Origin of the sequence: Faecalibacterium sp. I4-1-79 (assembly GCF_023347235.1) — a bacterium.
In the GTDB taxonomy this organism is placed as follows: domain Bacteria; phylum Bacillota; class Clostridia; order Oscillospirales; family Ruminococcaceae; genus Faecalibacterium; species Faecalibacterium tardum.
Genome location: NZ_CP094467.1, coordinates 1530232 through 1545316, shown reverse-complemented (window position 1 = coordinate 1545316; position 15085 = coordinate 1530232). Strand labels below are relative to the sequence as shown.

The following is a 15085-nucleotide window of genomic DNA, read 5'->3' as shown; positions in this document are numbered from 1 at the left end:
AAAAATGTCTGCACCTATCAAGAACCGCTACGATTTCGTCATTCTGTTCGATGTAGAGAACGGCAACCCCAACGGCGACCCCGATGCCGGTAATATGCCCCGCATCGACCCCGAGACCGGCTACGGTCTGGTGACCGATGTCTGCCTGAAGCGCAAGATCCGCAACTATGTGGAGACGCTGAAGGAGGACGCCCCCGATGCCGACAATTACCGCATCTATGTCAAGGAGGGCGTACCCCTGAACCGCAGTGATGCCGAGGCGCTGGAGCACAACGGTCTGACCCCCAAGGACGACCTGAAAAAGGCCAAGAAAAGCGACCCGGATATCGACCGCAAGCTGCGGGATTATATGTGCGAACATTTCTACGATATCCGCACCTTCGGTGCCGTGATGACCACCTTTGTCAAGGGTGCGCTGAACTGCGGCCAGGTGCGCGGGCCGGTGCAGCTGAGCTTCGCCCGCTCTGTTGACCCTATCGTGCCGCAGGAGGTGACCATTACCCGCGTAGCCATCACCACCGAGGCAGACGCTGAAAAGAAGAACAGTGAAATGGGCAACAAGCATATCGTGCCCTACGGTCTGTACCGTGCCGAGGGTTACGTTTCTGCCAATCTTGCCCGCAAGACCACCGGCTTCTCGGAAGAGGACTTGCAGCTGCTGTGGCAGGCTATCCTGAATATGTTCGAAAACGACCACAGTGCTGCACGCGGCAAGATGGCCGTGCGGGAGCTGATCGTGTTCAAGCACGATTCCGAGCTGGGCAATGCGCCCGCCTATAAGCTGTTCGATGCCGTTACCGTGGAGCACAAGGCCGAGGTGGTCGCGCCCCGCAGCTATCAGGACTACACCGTTACGGTGGCCGACACCCTGCCGGAGGGTGTACACTGCGAGAGGTTCCACTGATGGACGCGCCGGATGACTACCTGCAAATGTCCGGCATCCAGCATTTTGCCTTCTGCCGCCGCCAGTGGGCACTGATCCATCTGGAGCAGCAATGGGCAGAAAATCTGCGCACCACCGAAGGACAGCTGAACCATACCCGCTGCCACGATGACACCCGCACCGAGCGCCGGGGCGATTTGCTGATCACTCGGGGAATGCGGGTGACCAGCCACCGGCTGCGGATGTCCGGCAACTGTGACGTGGTGGAGTTCCGGGCTTGTGCGGATGGCATCCCGCTGCAAAGCACCCCCGGGCGCTGGCAGCCCTACCCGGTGGAGTACAAGCACGGCCACGCAAAGGAAACCGATGCCGACCGGCTGCAATTATGCGCACAGGCCATGGCGCTGGAGGAAATGCTGGTGTGCCATATCCCGGAAGGGGCGCTGTATTACTGCGAGACGAAGCGGCGGGAGGTCGTACCTTTTACCGACGAATTGCGCAGCACCACCCGGCAGATGGCGGACGAAATGAACCAGTATTTTGCCCGCGGCTACACCCCAAAGGTAAAGCCCGGCAAGCACTGCAACGCCTGTTCCCTGAAAGAGCTCTGTCTGCCGATGCTCTGCCAGAAGGCAGACGCCAAGGCTTATCTGCGGCGCTATCTGGACGAGACGGCCACGGAGGTGACACCATGCGGCAATTCCTGAACTCCCTGTTCGTCCTCAGCGAGGACGCTTACCTCACGCTGGACGGCGAAAACGTTGTGGTCAGCCGTGGGAAATCCGAGGTCGGGCGGGTGCCGCTGCACACGCTGGAAAGCATCCTCTGCTTCAGTTACAGCGGTGCCAGCCCTGCGCTAATGGGCAAATGCGGGCGTATGGGCATCGACCTGAGCTTTTATACCCCGCGCGGCCGCTTTTTAGCGCGCACTGTGGGCGAGGAACGCGGCAACGTATTGCTGCGGCAGACCCAGTACGCCGTTGCCTCCAGTGAAGCGCTCAGCTGTAGCTATGCCCGCAGCTTTATTCTGGGCAAGGTTTACAATGCCCGCTGGGTGCTGGAGCGCGCCACCCGGGACCACCCGCAGCGGGTGCCCGTGGACGAATTGAAACAGACCAGCGCACAACTGGCGGCTGCCCTACCGCTGGTGGAAGGCTGCGAGGATCTGGAGCAGCTGCGCGGGCTGGAAGGCGAAGCTGCACAGCGGTACTTCGACCGGTTCAACGCGCTGATCTTACAGCAGAACGATGCCTTTGTGTTTACCTGCCGCAGCCGCAGACCGCCACTGGACAATGTGAACGCGCTGCTGTCCTTTGCCTATTCCCTGCTGGCCAGCGATTGCGCCGCTGCGCTGGAGGGTGCCGGGCTGGACCCTTATGTGGGCTTTCTGCACCGCGCCCGTCCCGGGCGGCGCAGCCTTGCATTGGATCTGATGGAAGAGCTACGCACCGTTCTGGCTGACCGTTTCGTGTTGTCCTGTATCAACCAGAAAGTGCTGAATGCAAAGCACTTTGAAAAGCAGGAAAACGGTGCCGTTCTGCTGACCGAGGAGGGACGCCGTGCATTCCTGAACGCATGGCAGCAGAAAAAGCGCGAAGTCATCACCCACCCGTTTTTGAAGGAAAAGCTCTGCTGGGGGCTTGTGCCTTATGTGCAGGCGTTGCTGCTGGCGCGCACCCTGCGGGGCGATTTAGAGGTTTACCCTCCGTTTTTCTGGAAATGAGGTGCAATCATGCTAGTACTGATCACCTACGACGTAAACACCGAGACCTCCGCCGGACGCAAGCGGCTGCGCAAGGTTGCCAAGAAGTGCGTAGATCATGGGCAGCGGGTGCAAAATTCCGTGTTCGAATGCCTGCTGAACGCTTCGCAGTACGCAGTTCTCAAAGCAGAGCTGACCGCCCTGATCGACCCTGCCTTGGACAGTCTGCGGTTCTACCAGCTGGGCAACAACTACCAGACCAAGGTCGAGCAGGTTGGACTGCACCCAGAATTTGCCCAAGACAGCGTGTTGCTCTTTTGATGTCCGGCCAGTGCGAATCGGCAGCACACATGGTTTTCCGGGACGCTTCGCACCGGAATACCAGCCGTTTGCGCAAGTAACGGTGTGATTTTGCGGTTTGGTTTGCAGACATCTCTTTGCAATTTGTGCAGAGAGGTGTATAATGAGACAAACGCAGAGGGTTTTCTCTCTGTTTTTGCTGTCGCCCTCCGCGAGGAGGGCGTGGATAGAAATCAGCAAGCTGTCGCTCATCGATACCGAGGGGCAGGGTCGCCCTCCGCGAGGAGGGCGTGGATAGAAATATATCTGTTCCCCTTTATGCCTTAAGGGGAGCCGCCTGTCGCCCTCCGCGAGGAGGGCGTGGATAGAAATCGCTATTGATACATCCCACTTATCAAGTAGGTCAGCGTCGCCCTCCGCGAGGAGGGCGTGGATAGAAATCTCCGGCAAGTCCTCGACCATGGATTGCAGCCGCTGGTCGCCCTCCGCGAGGAGGGCGTGGATAGAAATCCGCGGCGTGCGCCCGCTGCTGCGCGCGCCCGCGCGTCGCCCTCCGCGAGGAGGGCGTGGATAGAAATTGACGAGCTAAGAGAAGTTAGAGCCAGACGCAGACGTCGCCCTCCGCGAGGAGGGCGTGGATAGAAATGCACAAGTACCGCGAATGCAGCGACCGCGAAGCAAAGTCGCCCTCCGCGAGGAGGGCGTGGATAGAAATGTCTCACGCTGGCCGGGACACCGGCAGGCAAGGCCGTCGCCCTCCGCGAGGAGGGCGTGGATAGAAATCCTCAAGCGGGCAGTTGACGCAAATATCCGGGTCGTCGCCCTCCGCGAGGAGGGCGTGGATAGAAATACGAGTATCACCGCATGATTGCAACAGCGCAAGTGTCGCCCTCCGCGAGGAGGGCGTGGATAGAAATAGAAGTGCCTACACTCTCGCAAGAATGGATGTCAGGTCGCCCTCCGCGAGGAGGGCGTGGATAGAAATAAATACTTCATGGGGGAAGTAGAAGAAACGCCGTGTCGCCCTCCGCGAGGAGGGCGTGGATAGAAATCCGCACCATGGGCAGAACGCAGCGCCGTCCGGGGTCGCCCTCCGCGAGGAGGGCGTGGATAGAAATTTGGTAAAAAATGGATAAAAAGGGGGTGAAAATCAGTCGCCCTCCGCGAGGAGGGCGTGGATAGAAATAACACCTCTTGACCATGAGGTGCGTTTGTGGTATAGTCGCCCTCCGCGAGGAGGGCGTGGATAGAAATACAACGTTGCCAGTATGTTCCAACGGTCTGGAGCGGTCGCCCTCCTCGCGGAGGGCGTGGATAGAAATCGGGATGAAAACTTGCAACAGCCGGCACAGATGAGTCGCCCTCCTCGCGGAGGGCGTGGATAGAAATGTCGTACCGCTCTTTGTACTCCGGTTCGTACTGGTCGCCCTCCTCGCGGAGGGCGTGGATAGAAATCGCTGCGCCGATGATCACAAAGCCTTTGCCCCATGTCGCCCTCCTCGCGGAGGGCGTGGATAGAAATCTTGAATCCACTCTGCCGATAGACGCGGAAGTGCGTGTCGCCCTCCTCGCGGAGGGCGTGGATAGAAATTAACTGGCATCATAACGAACAGTAACCAGAGCGGCGTCGCCCTCCTCGCGGAGGGCGTGGATAGAAATAACACTACTACTACTACAACAAGTTAATAGTCGCCCTCCTCGCGGAGGGCGTGGATAGAAATTTTTACGTCCTTGATTTTAATCAGTGCCATCAAATGTCGCCCTCCTCGCGGAGGGCGTGGATAGAAATTGACGAACTGAGAGAGATTAGAGCCAGACGCAGGTCGCCCTCCTCGCGGAGGGCGTGGATAGAAATTATATACGATTATGCCGCATTCGTCTGGTATGATTGTCGCCCTCCTCGCGGAGGGCGTGGATAGAAATAAAGTTAAGGAGTTCGCCTGTGACGATAGCCCAGTGTCGCCCTCCTCGCGGAGGGCGTGGATAGAAATGTAGGATATCTAAGATTTTAACAAGGTAGTCGTCGGTCGCCCTCCTCGCGGAGGGCGTGGATAGAAATTCGGGTACTTGCCCGCACCGGCATCAGCCGCCGCCGGTCGCCCTCCTCGCGGAGGGCGTGGATAGAAATAGGCGATGGCAGACCGTGACAAAATCGCAGAAGCGTCGCCCTCCTCGCGGAGGGCGTGGATAGAAATTTTGGCGGCAAGGACGAGAGCAGTCAGGATCTGATCGTCGCCCTCCTCGCGGAGGGCGTGGATAGAAATACAGTACGTCATCAAGAACGGCTGGGACGTGGCGAGTCGCCCTCCTCGCGGAGGGCGTGTATAGAAATTCAACGTGGGCTTTCAACTACGTTATGAGCTATAGTCGCCCTCCTCGCGGAGGGCGTGGATAGAAATCTTGCATGATTGCCTGTAAGGTGTTGTAACCCATGTCGCCCTCCTCGCGGAGGGCGTGGATAGAAATTTACAGTTTGTACAGACCCGGTACGCTGTACAACGGTCGCCCTCCGCGAGGAGGGCGTGGATAGAAATTTAAAAAAGCTATGGTAAAATCGCAGCGTCCGAAACATCCTGCGGTCTGCCGTTATTCACATACGGGTTATACCAGACTTTCTGGAATATGCATCCTTCGATCCAAATGTTTTCGCACCAAATGCTCTCGTCGTTCTCCATGCGTCCCCGCAGCCGGATGCCTCAGGTCCATATTTTGTTTACACCGTTCGGGTTGATGCCTTCCCATGTGCAGTTGACGAACCGGATGTTTTTGCACCCCTCCAGCACCATGTTCGCGCCCTTCCAAAAGATCACGTTCCGAACTTCCAGATCCTCAACGTTGTTGACGATGATCTCAAAGTACTTGTACTTTTTGTTTCCTCCGTCCACCACGCAGTTGCTCTGGCTCAGCGCCGCCGTCAGTGCTTCCGTGTCGTCCGTCTCTCCGTCCCCCGCCGCACCGGGAATACCCGTCACTGCGCCGCCGCCCGTGCCGCTTCCGGCCATGTCCCACGCTGCTGCAATGCCTGCTTCCATGTGGTTCAGCTTGGCAGCGGTCAGGGTCTGGCCGTCAATAAAATTCTGTTTTGTGTACCCCATCTTAGCTCCTCCCAAGGATCATTCTGCCCAGCACTGCAAGGCTCAGCCGGGCAGTGTTCCTGTTGTCCGGGTCGTCTGCGCCCCACAGCGCCTCTAAGCGGTCACAGGCCGCTGCCGCTGCATCATTGCCCGCCGCCAGCGTGCGCAGCACGGTCAGCACCGCCCGCTTTTCCGCAGTGGTAATGCCGCCGGTTCCCAGCATCCCTACCAGCGCTTCCCATGCCGGGGTAGCCGGTGCGGGCATTGCGCCCTCTGCCGTGCCGCTGTTGGCGCATACTTTGCACCGCACATCGGCGCTGGTCACAGTGCAGCTGCCGTCCGTACCCTCAAATGTGATGCAGCCCACACCGGGCACTGCCGTTACCGCCGCCGGAACGGTCAGTACACCGTTTTCCACCAGCGTGACCGCGCTTGCGCCGGGGGTGTGCCAGTGGGCGCATACGGTCAGCCCCTTCCACTCGCCCCGCTGCTCAATGCGCAGCCGGTAGTTGCCCCGGTTGCCCTTCAGGTAATCCCCGCTGCCCTTTTCCACGGCACCTACGTCTGCCGCTGTCAGTGCCCGGTCAAGCCCCGTGCCGCCGTTTTCTGTGCTCAGCACCCCGGTCATGGCCGTAAGCTCTGTGGTGTCCTGTGTTGTGTAGGTCTGCTGCGTGCCGTCCGTAAACACCACGGTCAGGGTGCGGCCCTCCAGCACCACCTGCTGCACAAGGTCTCCCCTGTCCGCATCCATCGCCCCTACGTCCGCAGCGTTCAGGCTCACCGCGCCGCCCTTGCCGTTCACGCTCAGCACGGTGCCGTCCTTGGGCGCGTATCCCTCTGCCCGCGCCGCCGCTTTGTCTGCCTGCTGCGCCGCCGTCTGTGCACTTTCTGCCTCGCCCTTTGCCTGCTGCGCGCTGTCCGCAGCGGCGGCCTTGGCTTTCTGTGCCTCTCCCGCTGCACCTTCCGCTCTGTCCGCCGCGCTCTGCGCGTCCTTTGCCTTCTGGCTTGCCGTGTTCGCCGCCCCCAGCACCTGCGCCACAAAGGCCTCGTACTGGCTCGGGGTGATTTCGGTGTCCCCGTCCGTGGCAAAAGTCTCGTAGCACTCGTACCGCGCAGGCCTTGTCATGGCACAGTATCCGTTGCCGTCCATCGCCCGCAGCATCCACAACCCCTTTTCGCTGGCGGTGAACATCCTGTCCACCTCCAGACACCTGTCCTCTCCCAGCAGCACCGACTGCGGCAGCGTGCCGTCCAGCTGCTGCACATGCACCGTCACCGCCATACCGGCCCATTCCTCCGGCAGCTCAAATTCCAGTGTCTCCACCCCGGTGCTGCCCTCGCCGCCCAGCTTCAAAACCTTCTGCTCCGGGCAGTACTCTGCCCCGCTAAAGGTTCTTTTCACAATTCTTACCAGCATCTCCCGGCCTCCTTTCCTGTGTCCAGTCTACCGCATCCCGCTTTGCAAAACACCTGCGGACATTCTTACACAAAACATACCCCGGCAGCTGTCCCTTCTCAGCCGCCGGGGTGTTCGTCTTTGTTTGTTATTGTTTGTCTTTACCGCAGGTCTGCCCACGGGTCGTTCACAGGTTCCGCGCTCTTCTTTTCGGCATCGCTCACCCAGCCGTCCAGCGTTTTCTGGGTGTACAGCGGGTTATTATCCGCATCACGCAGCGCCAGCAGCATCTCGTCCAGCTGTGTCCGGTCGTATTCGTTGCCCGCCACATACTCCGGCTTGCATACTGCGGTGATCTTGCTCTTCACGCTGCCAAGGCTCTTGCCCGCCCGCAGCAGCCTGTCCAGCTCCTCCTGTGCATCCTTTGCCCGTACGCTCTCCAGCGCCTGCTCCAGTGTGTCGGTCGCCTTCTCGCTGTCGCCCTTCAAAAGGTCGTCTGCCAGTTCATTGATTGCGCCCTCCGTGTCCTCGTCCCCGGTCTTGTCGCTCGTCACCATCCCGATTAGTAGGCGTTGTCCTTCACCTTGCCGTTCTTCACGGCCTCGATCAGTCCGTCCACATCCTCGCCATCGATGCCGTAGGCCTCGCTCAGCGCCTGCGGCAGGGCAGCCGCCTTGGGGTCCGCGTGCACCGCCTCGCCCGCCTTGATGATGGCCTGTTGCATCACCTCGTTGAAAATGTCGCTGTACTCGCCGCTGTCCCGCACCAGCGCCCCAAAGGCCTTGCGCTTTTCCTCCGGGGTTTTTTCCGCCTTCTGCTCCTGCGGCTTCTCCTCGGTCGGCTTCTCACCTTCCTGCGGCTGCGTCTCCGGCTGACCGCTCAGCTGAGGGGGCTGTTCCGCCGGGCTTGCCTTTCCCCGCAGTGCACCGCTGCGCCGTGCCAGCCGCTCCTGTGCCGGACGCAGCGCAGGTTCCTGCACCGCCGGGGCTGCCTCTGCGCCGCCCTCTCCGGCAGCAGCACTACCAGCAACATTACCATCTGCAAACAGCTGCAGATCCATGCCACCAAACGGGTTGTGGCTTCCAGCGTCCACTTCGTGCCTTGAGCGGCACTCGTGTCCTGCTGGCCACGGCCCCAACCTCGGCTCCCTGTTTCTGCCGCTGGCAGCGGTCGCCTCCGTTGCAGCGAAATACTACAGGTTCATCTTTCCGTCCACAATGTCGAACGCCGGCTCGTGGTCGCCCAGCTGCACCCCGCCCACAACGCCGCCGGGCACCCCGCGCAGCATCTGTGCGCTGAAGGTGGCATACTCCACCCCGCCGCTCTCGCCGGTAATGCGGTATACCCGCTGCTCGTCGTAGAACTGTCGCATCAGCTCAATGATCAGGTAGCACTCCTTCGCAAACGCCCGGTACGCACTTTTCAGCATGTCCCGGCTCAGCTTGCTGCCCGCCTCCTGTAACGCCGCAATGGCACTGGCAGCGGTCAGGCCGCTGGTGGTTCCGCCCTGGCTCACGTCCCGGTTGCCGCTCACTTCCTTCAGCTCGCTCACCCGGGCATCCCGGTAGTTCATGCAGTTGCCGCTCAACACGTTCGTCTGCAGCGGCATAAAGCTGTCACTGTTCAGCCGCCCCACAACGTGCACGATGTCCTTGCTAAAGTCTGCCAGCTCTTTCTCGTTCACCCCCGCCGTGTCGCTCAACACAAAGCGCTGCTTTGCCGCCAGCTTCACGTTCTCGTCCATGGCGTGGTTCATCTCGTCAATGGCGGTCTGGGTGTCCTTCATCACGTCGATGTACCCAAACCCCGCCGGGGAATCCTCTTCCATGAACAGCGGGTCAAACACAAAGGGGTATTTCCCGTGGTCGTAAAAGCCCCGCTGCGCCAGTTGCGGGTCGTTCTCGCTGGCATACAGCACCACGCCGTTGCAGTACTTGCAGTAGTGCAGCACCGTCTGTCCGCCGGGCTGCGCCTTCTTGTAGTACCAGTCCACCACCACGCTCTTGTCGGTGGTGTCAATGCTGTCATCGTGGATGTACTGCCCCACGTCCAGCCCCTTGCCGGTGTGCCCCTCCATCTGCGGAAAGCGCCCGATCAGCTGCTCGTTGTCCTCAAGGCTCAGGCTGAACAGGTGCGGCGACTGCTGAATGTCCTCCACGCCCGGTGCCCAGTACAGCATCAGCAGGTTGACGCTCTGGATGCTGATGTCTCCCAGCCCGCCCCGCAGCACCGGGTCCCAGAAGATGCCCTTCACGCCGGTGCCGGTCTTGAGCTTGCGCCACCATGTGTCGCTGTACACCTGCTCGTAGTTGCACTGCTCCAGCACCGCCGGGATCACCTTGGAAAGTGTCCTTGCCGTCTCCTCGTCGTCCGCCGCTCGCGGCAGCACGTTCGGCTCTGGGTAGTTGTCCATGGCGTCCGCGTGCTTGTTGGCAATGCTGTTGAATAGCCACCCGCTGGAAGGCTGCGGCTTTCCCTCCATCATCTTGTTCTGGTAGTTCTTCCAGTGCCCCAGCCGGAACCACAGCTCGTTTTCAATGATCCGCTTGTCCAGTGCTGCCTTGCCGGTCTTGTACCGCTGCAAAATCTCTCCCGCCTTGGCTATCTCCTCCGGCCCGATCACCGTCTCTGCAGCAGCGCCCGCCGGTGCGCTCCCGCCTGCATCGCCCTGCAAAAGGCTCTGCATGGCATCATCGCGCCCGGTGCCGGGTCTCGCGGTGCTCACCATCCGGTCTCCCTCGCTCATGCCGCCGGGGTTCGCTTCTGCGGGCCTTGTGTCCGCCGGTGCCTGCTGCGCCCCGGCCGCCTTGGCCGCCATCGCCATGATCCGCAGCAGCTTCTCCCCGTCCTGTTCGGTGTTCGGCTGCTGTCCCTCGTATCTTCCTGTCATCGCTTCTCCTTCCGCTTATACCCGCATCACCCGGATGGGGCTGCGGTGCACATCCATGTCCAACGTGTCGTCCCGCAGCACCACCTCTTTGCGTACCTGCCGGGGACTGATGGGGTTTTCCATCAGCACATACCGGCACTCGTCGTAGATAAACTATGATCACTTTAACGATTTTGCTCATTGTTGCCCTGCTGTGCGTACTGGTGGGCTGCCTGACCGGCCTGCTGACGCTGGTGGGCGCATTGGCCGGATATCTGGCCGGGCGCTTTATGGGCACCGAAACTTCCCTTGGCCGCAACATCCTGATGGGTGTGCTGGGCAGCTTTGTGGGCGAGTTTCTGTTCGGTCTGCTGGGCATCCACGCTTCCGGCAGCTTTTCTTCTTTTGCCATCTCGGTGATCGGTGCCTGCATCTGGATCGGACAGAAGATCTCTAAGTAAGTTTTTTGTAACAGTATACCGCCGCGTTCTGCCGCCGGAGTTTCCGGGCAGGGTGCGGCGGGTTTTGGCTTTACGACCGCGTAAAATTATTAACTCGCAACGCCCTCCCCTTGCTTTCAGCGGTAACCCGCGCTATACTTATTGCAGAAGATACTTCCTGTGCATCCGCAAAGGGTGCACCGCACTGCCTTCGGGAGCAGTGTGGGAGTATCTTTTATATAATAAAAATGGAGAGGCACGATCGTGGCAGAAACGATTCCTTGCCCAGTATGCAGCAAAACCCATGTTGCGGAATATGACCCTGTGCAACTTTTCGACCCCGACCTTCCCGACGGTGCAAACGAAATGAGTTTGTAACAAGCCAGAATGTCTTATCGCCTTATCAGAAACCGAACCTCAATGCGTACAGGCGATATGATCAAAGTAAGATTTATCGAAAAAGACGATCCTATTGCATTGCGCAATGGAAAGATTTATGATGCCCGCGTATTGAAACCAACAAAAAAGGAAAACGCTGGTACGGAATCGAACGGAGTGAAATTAAATGAAAGAATACACACCTTCTGGTAAAACACCGGAAGAACTTGCAGCTGAAATCAAAAAGCTGGAAGAAAAAAGCGAAAATATGACCGAATGGCCAGATGTAGATAACTACGTTGACGATTGAACCACGATGCACACGCACCGTGGTTTTTGTTTGCCCATTTTTAGCACGATGCAGTTTGCACCGTGCTTTTATTGCGCCGTCTTTTGCGCCACTAATTAAAGCAATTTCCAGATAAACAGGGGTAATTAAGGCACAATCGCCCACTTTCCCATCCCCTGCCGCACAAACAAAAACCCCCGAAAACTGGCTTCACAAGCCAACTTTCGGGGGTTTCTTTTTGGAGCTACTGACCTGATTCGAACAGGCGACCTGCTCATTACGAGTGAGCTGCTCTACCAGCTGAGCCACAGTAGCACATTGCACATCTGCTGCAACAGGCAATATTTTACCATATTTCTACGGTGCTGTCAAGGCCGGATTTCCTGTAAGCAGGGCAGCTTTTGTGGGGCGTTTCACAAAAAGTTGTTGCATTTTGGCCCGGCGGCTTTATAATAGAATTGATTGCGCAAAAGGCCGTGCCTTTTGCCGGAAAGGACGAGCTGCACCATGATCTTTGTTCCCCTGCTGCACTACTTTTTGTGCAAGAATGATTACAGCGGCAACGAGGCCGGGCTGCGCTACCGGCTTACCCCGGGCAAGCGCACCGTGCCGAACCCGGACGGCGGCGCGGATGCCACCAAGGAGGAGAAAATTCTCACCGTGGATTACTGGCCCGCGCCTTGGACGATCGACAAGACCGACCCCGCCCTGCGCCGCCGGGAGGTGTTTCCGCTGACCGACGAGGGACGTGCCGCCGCCGCGCAGTATCTGAAAGACGCCTACGATGCCGAACCAGAGCGCTGGAACAACTGCCCGGACATGATGGATTGCGACCCCTGGGAGCCGCCTGCTGAGCCGGATACTGCCAACGAATAAACCGAACGAGGAAACCATGATCTACCGTTTGAAAGAACTGAAGGGCGATACCATCGCCGTGCCGCAGCTGGTGTTCTCCAAGCTGGGCATTGCCGAAGAATACAATGTGCGGGTGGCGTTATATGTGCTGGCCACCGGCGTGACCGACCCGGACAAGCTCTGCGCAGACCTTAAGCTGCGCAGCCACATCAGCGCCGAGAGTGCGCTGGCGTTCTGGGCGGGTGCGGGGCTTTTGGAGCGCTACGAGGAGAACGCCGCGCCGGGCGCAGAGCCCAGCGCCCCTGCCCCCATGCGGTGGGCGGAGATCGCCGCTGCCAGCCGTACCGACCCTATGATCTCCAGCCTGATCGACTGCGCACAGACCAGCTTTGCCCGTCCGCTGACCCATACCGAGATGGAAAAACTGGTGAACCTGTATGTGCAGGAAGGCTTTGCACCCGAGACTGTGATGTTGTGCGTAGCCTATGTGGCCAGCCGGGGCAAACGCACCATGGCCGCTGTGACCCATGAGCTGAAGGTCTGGCGCGCCGAGGGCGTAGAGACCGGCGAGCAGGCCGATGCCCACTTAAAGCTGCTGGCGCTGCGCCAGAGCCGCGAGGAATACGTCAGCAGCCTGTTGCAGATCACCCCCGAGGAGCTGACGCTGGGCGGGCGCAAGGCCATTGCACGCTGGTACGAGGTGTACGGCTATGATGACGCCATGGTGCAGGAAGCCGCCGTACAGGCCGGCCCCAAGCGGGATCTGTGGTACTGGAACAGCATCCTGAAAACATGGAACGCCAAGGGTCTGCGCAGCATCCATGATGTGCGCGGCCCGGTGGCCGCAGCCGGTGCCAGCCGGAATATCCGGGTGGACCGCGACACACCCAGCGGAAACGATATCCTGAAAAACGCCACCCGCCGTCGTCCCCTGATCAAGAAGCCGGAGTAAGGAGCCTTTATGCGTACCAAAAACGAATTATATCAGCAGGCATTGCGCACCGTAGCCATGCGGCGGCAGACCGCCCGCGCTTTGGCGCAGGATGCACAGGCTGAAGCCGAAGCCGCGATTCCCGGGCTGCGTCACGCCGAGGAAGAGGTGCGGGTGCGAGGCATCCGCTGTGCCATTGCCGGAGCCTCCGGCAAAGACCGCACCGAAGCTGCCGCTGCGCTTGCGGCGGCAAAGCAGAAGCTGACCGCGCTGCTGGCTGAGAGCGGACGTCCTGCGGATGCGCTGGAGCCAAAGTTCACCTGCAAGTGGTGCGAGGACACCGGCGCAGTGGACGGCCATACCTGCGACTGTGTGCGCCGGGTGATGCAGCAGCTGCGCCGCAAGGAGATCGAGGAGCTGTCCAGCCTGTCCATCTCCAGCTTTGACACCATGCAGCTGGACTACTACCCCAACACGGTGGACAAGACGCTGGGTGAGAGTGTGCGCAGCTACATGGCCGAGGTTCTGGCCGACCTGCGGGATTACGCCGCAGACTTCTCCCCCGCCACCCGCGAAAGCCTGCTGCTGGTGGGCAACGCAGGGCTTGGCAAGACCCATGCCGCCCTTGCCATTGCCGGAGAGGTGCTGCGGCAGAACTATGATGTGATCTATGTCTCCTGCCCGGACTTTTTCGGCAAGCTGGAAGCGCTGCATTTCGGCACAGACCCCGGCGGCGAGGAGGAGACTTTGTTCCAGACTGCCTGCAACGCCGATCTGCTGATCCTTGATGATCTGGGCACCGAGTTCAACTCCAGCTTCTTCCTGACGAATCTGTACAGCCTGCTGAATAACCGCTTGGGCGCAAAGCTACCCACCATCGTCACCACCAATATCACGGACGGTGCGCTGCTGGAAAAGCTGTATACAGAGAAGATCTCCAGCCGCCTTGCGGCCTTTGTACAGATCAAGTTTTTAGGCAGTGATATCCGGGTGCAGAAGGCCGCAGAGTAAGTCGTTTTGTTTCTGCCGGAGCTGTACATCTTTTGAGAGAAGCAATTTTAAAATAAGTGCGAATTGCCGTGCAAATGAAAAGCCATCTGCCGCAGCATGACCGGGGGGGTGAAACCCTTGGAATCAGCTGTTGCAGATGGCTTTATTTTGCGACAAATCAGAACTCTAATGCAGGGCTTACCTCGTTGCGGCGCTGTGCCTGCACAATGCAGTCCTTTTCCGGCACGACACCGGCTGCACCCAAGGTGGTGAACACGGTCTGCAAAGCAAGAGTCGGCGTGTTATTCTCCTGCGAGAGATGGCACAGGGCGAACTTTTTGCAGCCGCTCTGGATGAGTTCCAGAAGCTTTGCGGAGCACTCGTCGTTGGAAAGGTGCCCTCGCACGCTCTCGATGCGGGCGCGCAGATAATAGGGGTAGGGCCCGCTGCGCAGCATGTGCAGGTCGTAGTTGCTTTCCAGCGCCACAAGGTCACAGCCGGAAAGCGCTTCGTGCACCGGCGGGGTCAGGGTGCCAAGGTCAGTGGCGATGGTCATGGTCTTATCGTCCGGGGTATGGATGCGGTAACCTACGCAGGGCACGTCGTGGCTGGTGGGAAAGGACTGTACCCCGAAGCAGCCGATGTCCTCTTCCCTGCCCTCCAGCGCGTTCAGTTCGCAGTTGGCGGGCACGATATCGTTGGCATCCAGAAAATCCAGCGTAGCCGCTGCACCGTACACCGGCAGTGGGTTCTTTTTGAGGAAGGTGGAAAGCCCCTTGACGTGGTCGCTGTGCTCGTGGGTGACAAGGATGCCCGCGCAATCGCTGACGGCTAGCCCCAGCGATTTGAGCGCTGCTGTGGTAGTGCGTACCCCCTTGCCCATATCCACGATAAGGTACTGCGCACCACAGCGCACCACGCTGCTGTTGCCGGAAGAACCGGAATACAATGAAATGAACTCTGCCATGAAAACCTCTT

15 protein-coding genes, 1 tRNA gene and 1 CRISPR repeat array are annotated in these 15085 nt (G+C 59.4%); of the genes, 9 read left to right on the top strand and 7 right to left on the bottom strand.

Features of this window, described 5'->3' with window-relative positions; all coding sequences use genetic code 11:
- Positions 1–4: 4 nt before the first annotated feature.
- From cas7c to cas2, 4 genes are read left to right on the top strand one after another with little or no spacing between them, the layout of a single operon-like run.
- Complete coding sequence (gene cas7c, locus MTP36_RS07565) at positions 5–904, top strand: type I-C CRISPR-associated protein Cas7/Csd2 (RefSeq protein ID WP_249254332.1); 900 nt, start codon at positions 5–7, stop codon at positions 902–904.
- Positions 904–1590: a CRISPR-associated protein Cas4 gene (gene cas4 / locus MTP36_RS07560; protein ID WP_249254331.1), complete on the top strand. Its 687-nt coding sequence runs from the start codon at positions 904–906 to the stop codon at positions 1588–1590. Before cas7c ends, cas4 begins: the two co-directional genes overlap by 1 nt.
- Positions 1575–2606, top strand: a complete 1032-nt coding sequence (gene cas1c / locus MTP36_RS07555; protein ID WP_249254330.1) for a type I-C CRISPR-associated endonuclease Cas1c — start codon at positions 1575–1577, stop codon at positions 2604–2606. The genes cas4 and cas1c overlap by 16 nt, the downstream gene beginning before the upstream one ends.
- Before the next feature lie 9 nt (positions 2607–2615).
- A complete protein-coding gene (gene cas2 / locus MTP36_RS07550; RefSeq protein ID WP_249254329.1) occupies positions 2616–2906 on the top strand; it encodes a CRISPR-associated endonuclease Cas2 in 291 nt (96 codons plus the stop codon).
- A 180-nt stretch (positions 2907–3086) separates the two neighbouring features.
- Positions 3087–5419: a CRISPR direct-repeat array (repeat unit 33 nt; unit sequence GTCGCCCTCCTCGCGGAGGGCGTGGATAGAAAT).
- A 162-nt stretch (positions 5420–5581) separates the two neighbouring features.
- Here the strand turns inward: cas2 and MTP36_RS07545 are convergent.
- From MTP36_RS07545 to MTP36_RS07525, 5 genes are all read right to left on the bottom strand, one after another.
- The gene (locus tag MTP36_RS07545) at positions 5582–5980 is read right to left on the bottom strand and encodes a hypothetical protein (protein WP_249254327.1); all 399 of its coding nucleotides are present in this window, start codon (positions 5978–5980) and stop codon (positions 5582–5584) included.
- A gap of 1 nt (position 5981) precedes the next feature.
- Positions 5982–7376 carry a hypothetical protein gene (locus tag MTP36_RS07540; protein WP_249254325.1) on the bottom strand — a complete coding sequence of 465 codons (1395 nt, stop codon included), beginning with the start codon at positions 7374–7376 and terminating at the stop codon, positions 5982–5984.
- Between the two features lie 140 nt (positions 7377–7516).
- Positions 7517–7912, bottom strand: a complete 396-nt coding sequence (locus tag MTP36_RS07535) for a hypothetical protein (RefSeq protein ID WP_249254324.1) — start codon at positions 7910–7912, stop codon at positions 7517–7519.
- A 5-nt stretch (positions 7913–7917) separates the two neighbouring features.
- Positions 7918–8415, bottom strand: a complete 498-nt coding sequence (locus MTP36_RS07530; RefSeq protein WP_249254323.1) for a hypothetical protein — start codon at positions 8413–8415, stop codon at positions 7918–7920.
- 132 nt (positions 8416–8547) lie between these two features.
- Positions 8548–10245, bottom strand: a complete 1698-nt coding sequence (locus MTP36_RS07525) for a portal protein (protein WP_249254322.1) — start codon at positions 10243–10245, stop codon at positions 8548–8550.
- A 155-nt stretch (positions 10246–10400) separates the two neighbouring features.
- Between MTP36_RS07525 and MTP36_RS07520 the strand changes: the two genes are divergently transcribed.
- Together MTP36_RS07520 and MTP36_RS15955 are read left to right on the top strand one after the other, a co-directional pair.
- Positions 10401–10685 carry a GlsB/YeaQ/YmgE family stress response membrane protein gene (locus MTP36_RS07520; protein WP_249254321.1) on the top strand — a complete coding sequence of 95 codons (285 nt, stop codon included), beginning with the start codon at positions 10401–10403 and terminating at the stop codon, positions 10683–10685.
- A 544-nt stretch (positions 10686–11229) separates the two neighbouring features.
- The gene (locus MTP36_RS15955) at positions 11230–11352 is read left to right on the top strand and encodes a hypothetical protein (protein ID WP_256466538.1); all 123 of its coding nucleotides are present in this window, start codon (positions 11230–11232) and stop codon (positions 11350–11352) included.
- A 218-nt stretch (positions 11353–11570) separates the two neighbouring features.
- Here the strand turns inward: MTP36_RS15955 and MTP36_RS07515 are convergent.
- Positions 11571–11646, bottom strand: a tRNA-Thr gene (locus MTP36_RS07515).
- Positions 11647–11838: 192 nt separating this feature from the next.
- Here MTP36_RS07515 and MTP36_RS07510 point away from each other — a divergent pair.
- The 3 genes from MTP36_RS07510 to MTP36_RS07500 are packed head-to-tail and all read left to right on the top strand — an operon-like array spanning position 11839 to position 14128.
- Positions 11839–12207 carry a hypothetical protein gene (locus MTP36_RS07510; protein ID WP_249254320.1) on the top strand — a complete coding sequence of 123 codons (369 nt, stop codon included), beginning with the start codon at positions 11839–11841 and terminating at the stop codon, positions 12205–12207.
- Positions 12208–12223: 16 nt separating this feature from the next.
- Positions 12224–13138 (top strand): DnaD domain-containing protein, encoded by a 915-nt coding sequence (locus MTP36_RS07505; protein ID WP_249254319.1) that lies wholly within the window; start codon positions 12224–12226, stop codon positions 13136–13138.
- 9 nt (positions 13139–13147) lie between these two features.
- Positions 13148–14128, top strand: coding sequence for an ATP-binding protein (locus MTP36_RS07500; protein WP_249254318.1), 981 nt, complete (start codon positions 13148–13150; stop codon positions 14126–14128).
- 157 nt (positions 14129–14285) lie between these two features.
- Here the strand turns inward: MTP36_RS07500 and MTP36_RS07495 are convergent, their stop codons facing one another.
- The gene (locus tag MTP36_RS07495; RefSeq protein ID WP_249254317.1) at positions 14286–15074 is read right to left on the bottom strand and encodes an MBL fold metallo-hydrolase; all 789 of its coding nucleotides are present in this window, start codon (positions 15072–15074) and stop codon (positions 14286–14288) included.
- Between the last annotated feature and the right edge of the window lie 11 nt (positions 15075–15085).

Coding starts and splice junctions, on each gene's coding strand:
- cas7c (WP_249254332.1), top strand. CDS start 5: ATGTCTGCACCTATCAAGAACCGCTACGATTTCGTCATTCTGTTCGAT.
- cas4 (WP_249254331.1), top strand. CDS start 904: ATGGACGCGCCGGATGACTACCTGCAAATGTCCGGCATCCAGCATTTT.
- cas1c (WP_249254330.1), top strand. CDS start 1,575: ATGCGGCAATTCCTGAACTCCCTGTTCGTCCTCAGCGAGGACGCTTAC.
- cas2 (WP_249254329.1), top strand. CDS start 2,616: ATGCTAGTACTGATCACCTACGACGTAAACACCGAGACCTCCGCCGGA.
- MTP36_RS07545 (WP_249254327.1), bottom strand. CDS start 5,980: ATGGGGTACACAAAACAGAATTTTATTGACGGCCAGACCCTGACCGCT.
- MTP36_RS07540 (WP_249254325.1), bottom strand. CDS start 7,376: ATGCTGGTAAGAATTGTGAAAAGAACCTTTAGCGGGGCAGAGTACTGC.
- MTP36_RS07535 (WP_249254324.1), bottom strand. CDS start 7,912: ATGGTGACGAGCGACAAGACCGGGGACGAGGACACGGAGGGCGCAATC.
- MTP36_RS07530 (WP_249254323.1), bottom strand. CDS start 8,415: ATGGATCTGCAGCTGTTTGCAGATGGTAATGTTGCTGGTAGTGCTGCT.
- MTP36_RS07525 (WP_249254322.1), bottom strand. CDS start 10,245: ATGACAGGAAGATACGAGGGACAGCAGCCGAACACCGAACAGGACGGG.
- MTP36_RS07520 (WP_249254321.1), top strand. CDS start 10,401: ATGATCACTTTAACGATTTTGCTCATTGTTGCCCTGCTGTGCGTACTG.
- MTP36_RS15955 (WP_256466538.1), top strand. CDS start 11,230: ATGAAAGAATACACACCTTCTGGTAAAACACCGGAAGAACTTGCAGCT.
- MTP36_RS07510 (WP_249254320.1), top strand. CDS start 11,839: ATGATCTTTGTTCCCCTGCTGCACTACTTTTTGTGCAAGAATGATTAC.
- MTP36_RS07505 (WP_249254319.1), top strand. CDS start 12,224: ATGATCTACCGTTTGAAAGAACTGAAGGGCGATACCATCGCCGTGCCG.
- MTP36_RS07500 (WP_249254318.1), top strand. CDS start 13,148: ATGCGTACCAAAAACGAATTATATCAGCAGGCATTGCGCACCGTAGCC.
- MTP36_RS07495 (WP_249254317.1), bottom strand. CDS start 15,074: ATGGCAGAGTTCATTTCATTGTATTCCGGTTCTTCCGGCAACAGCAGC.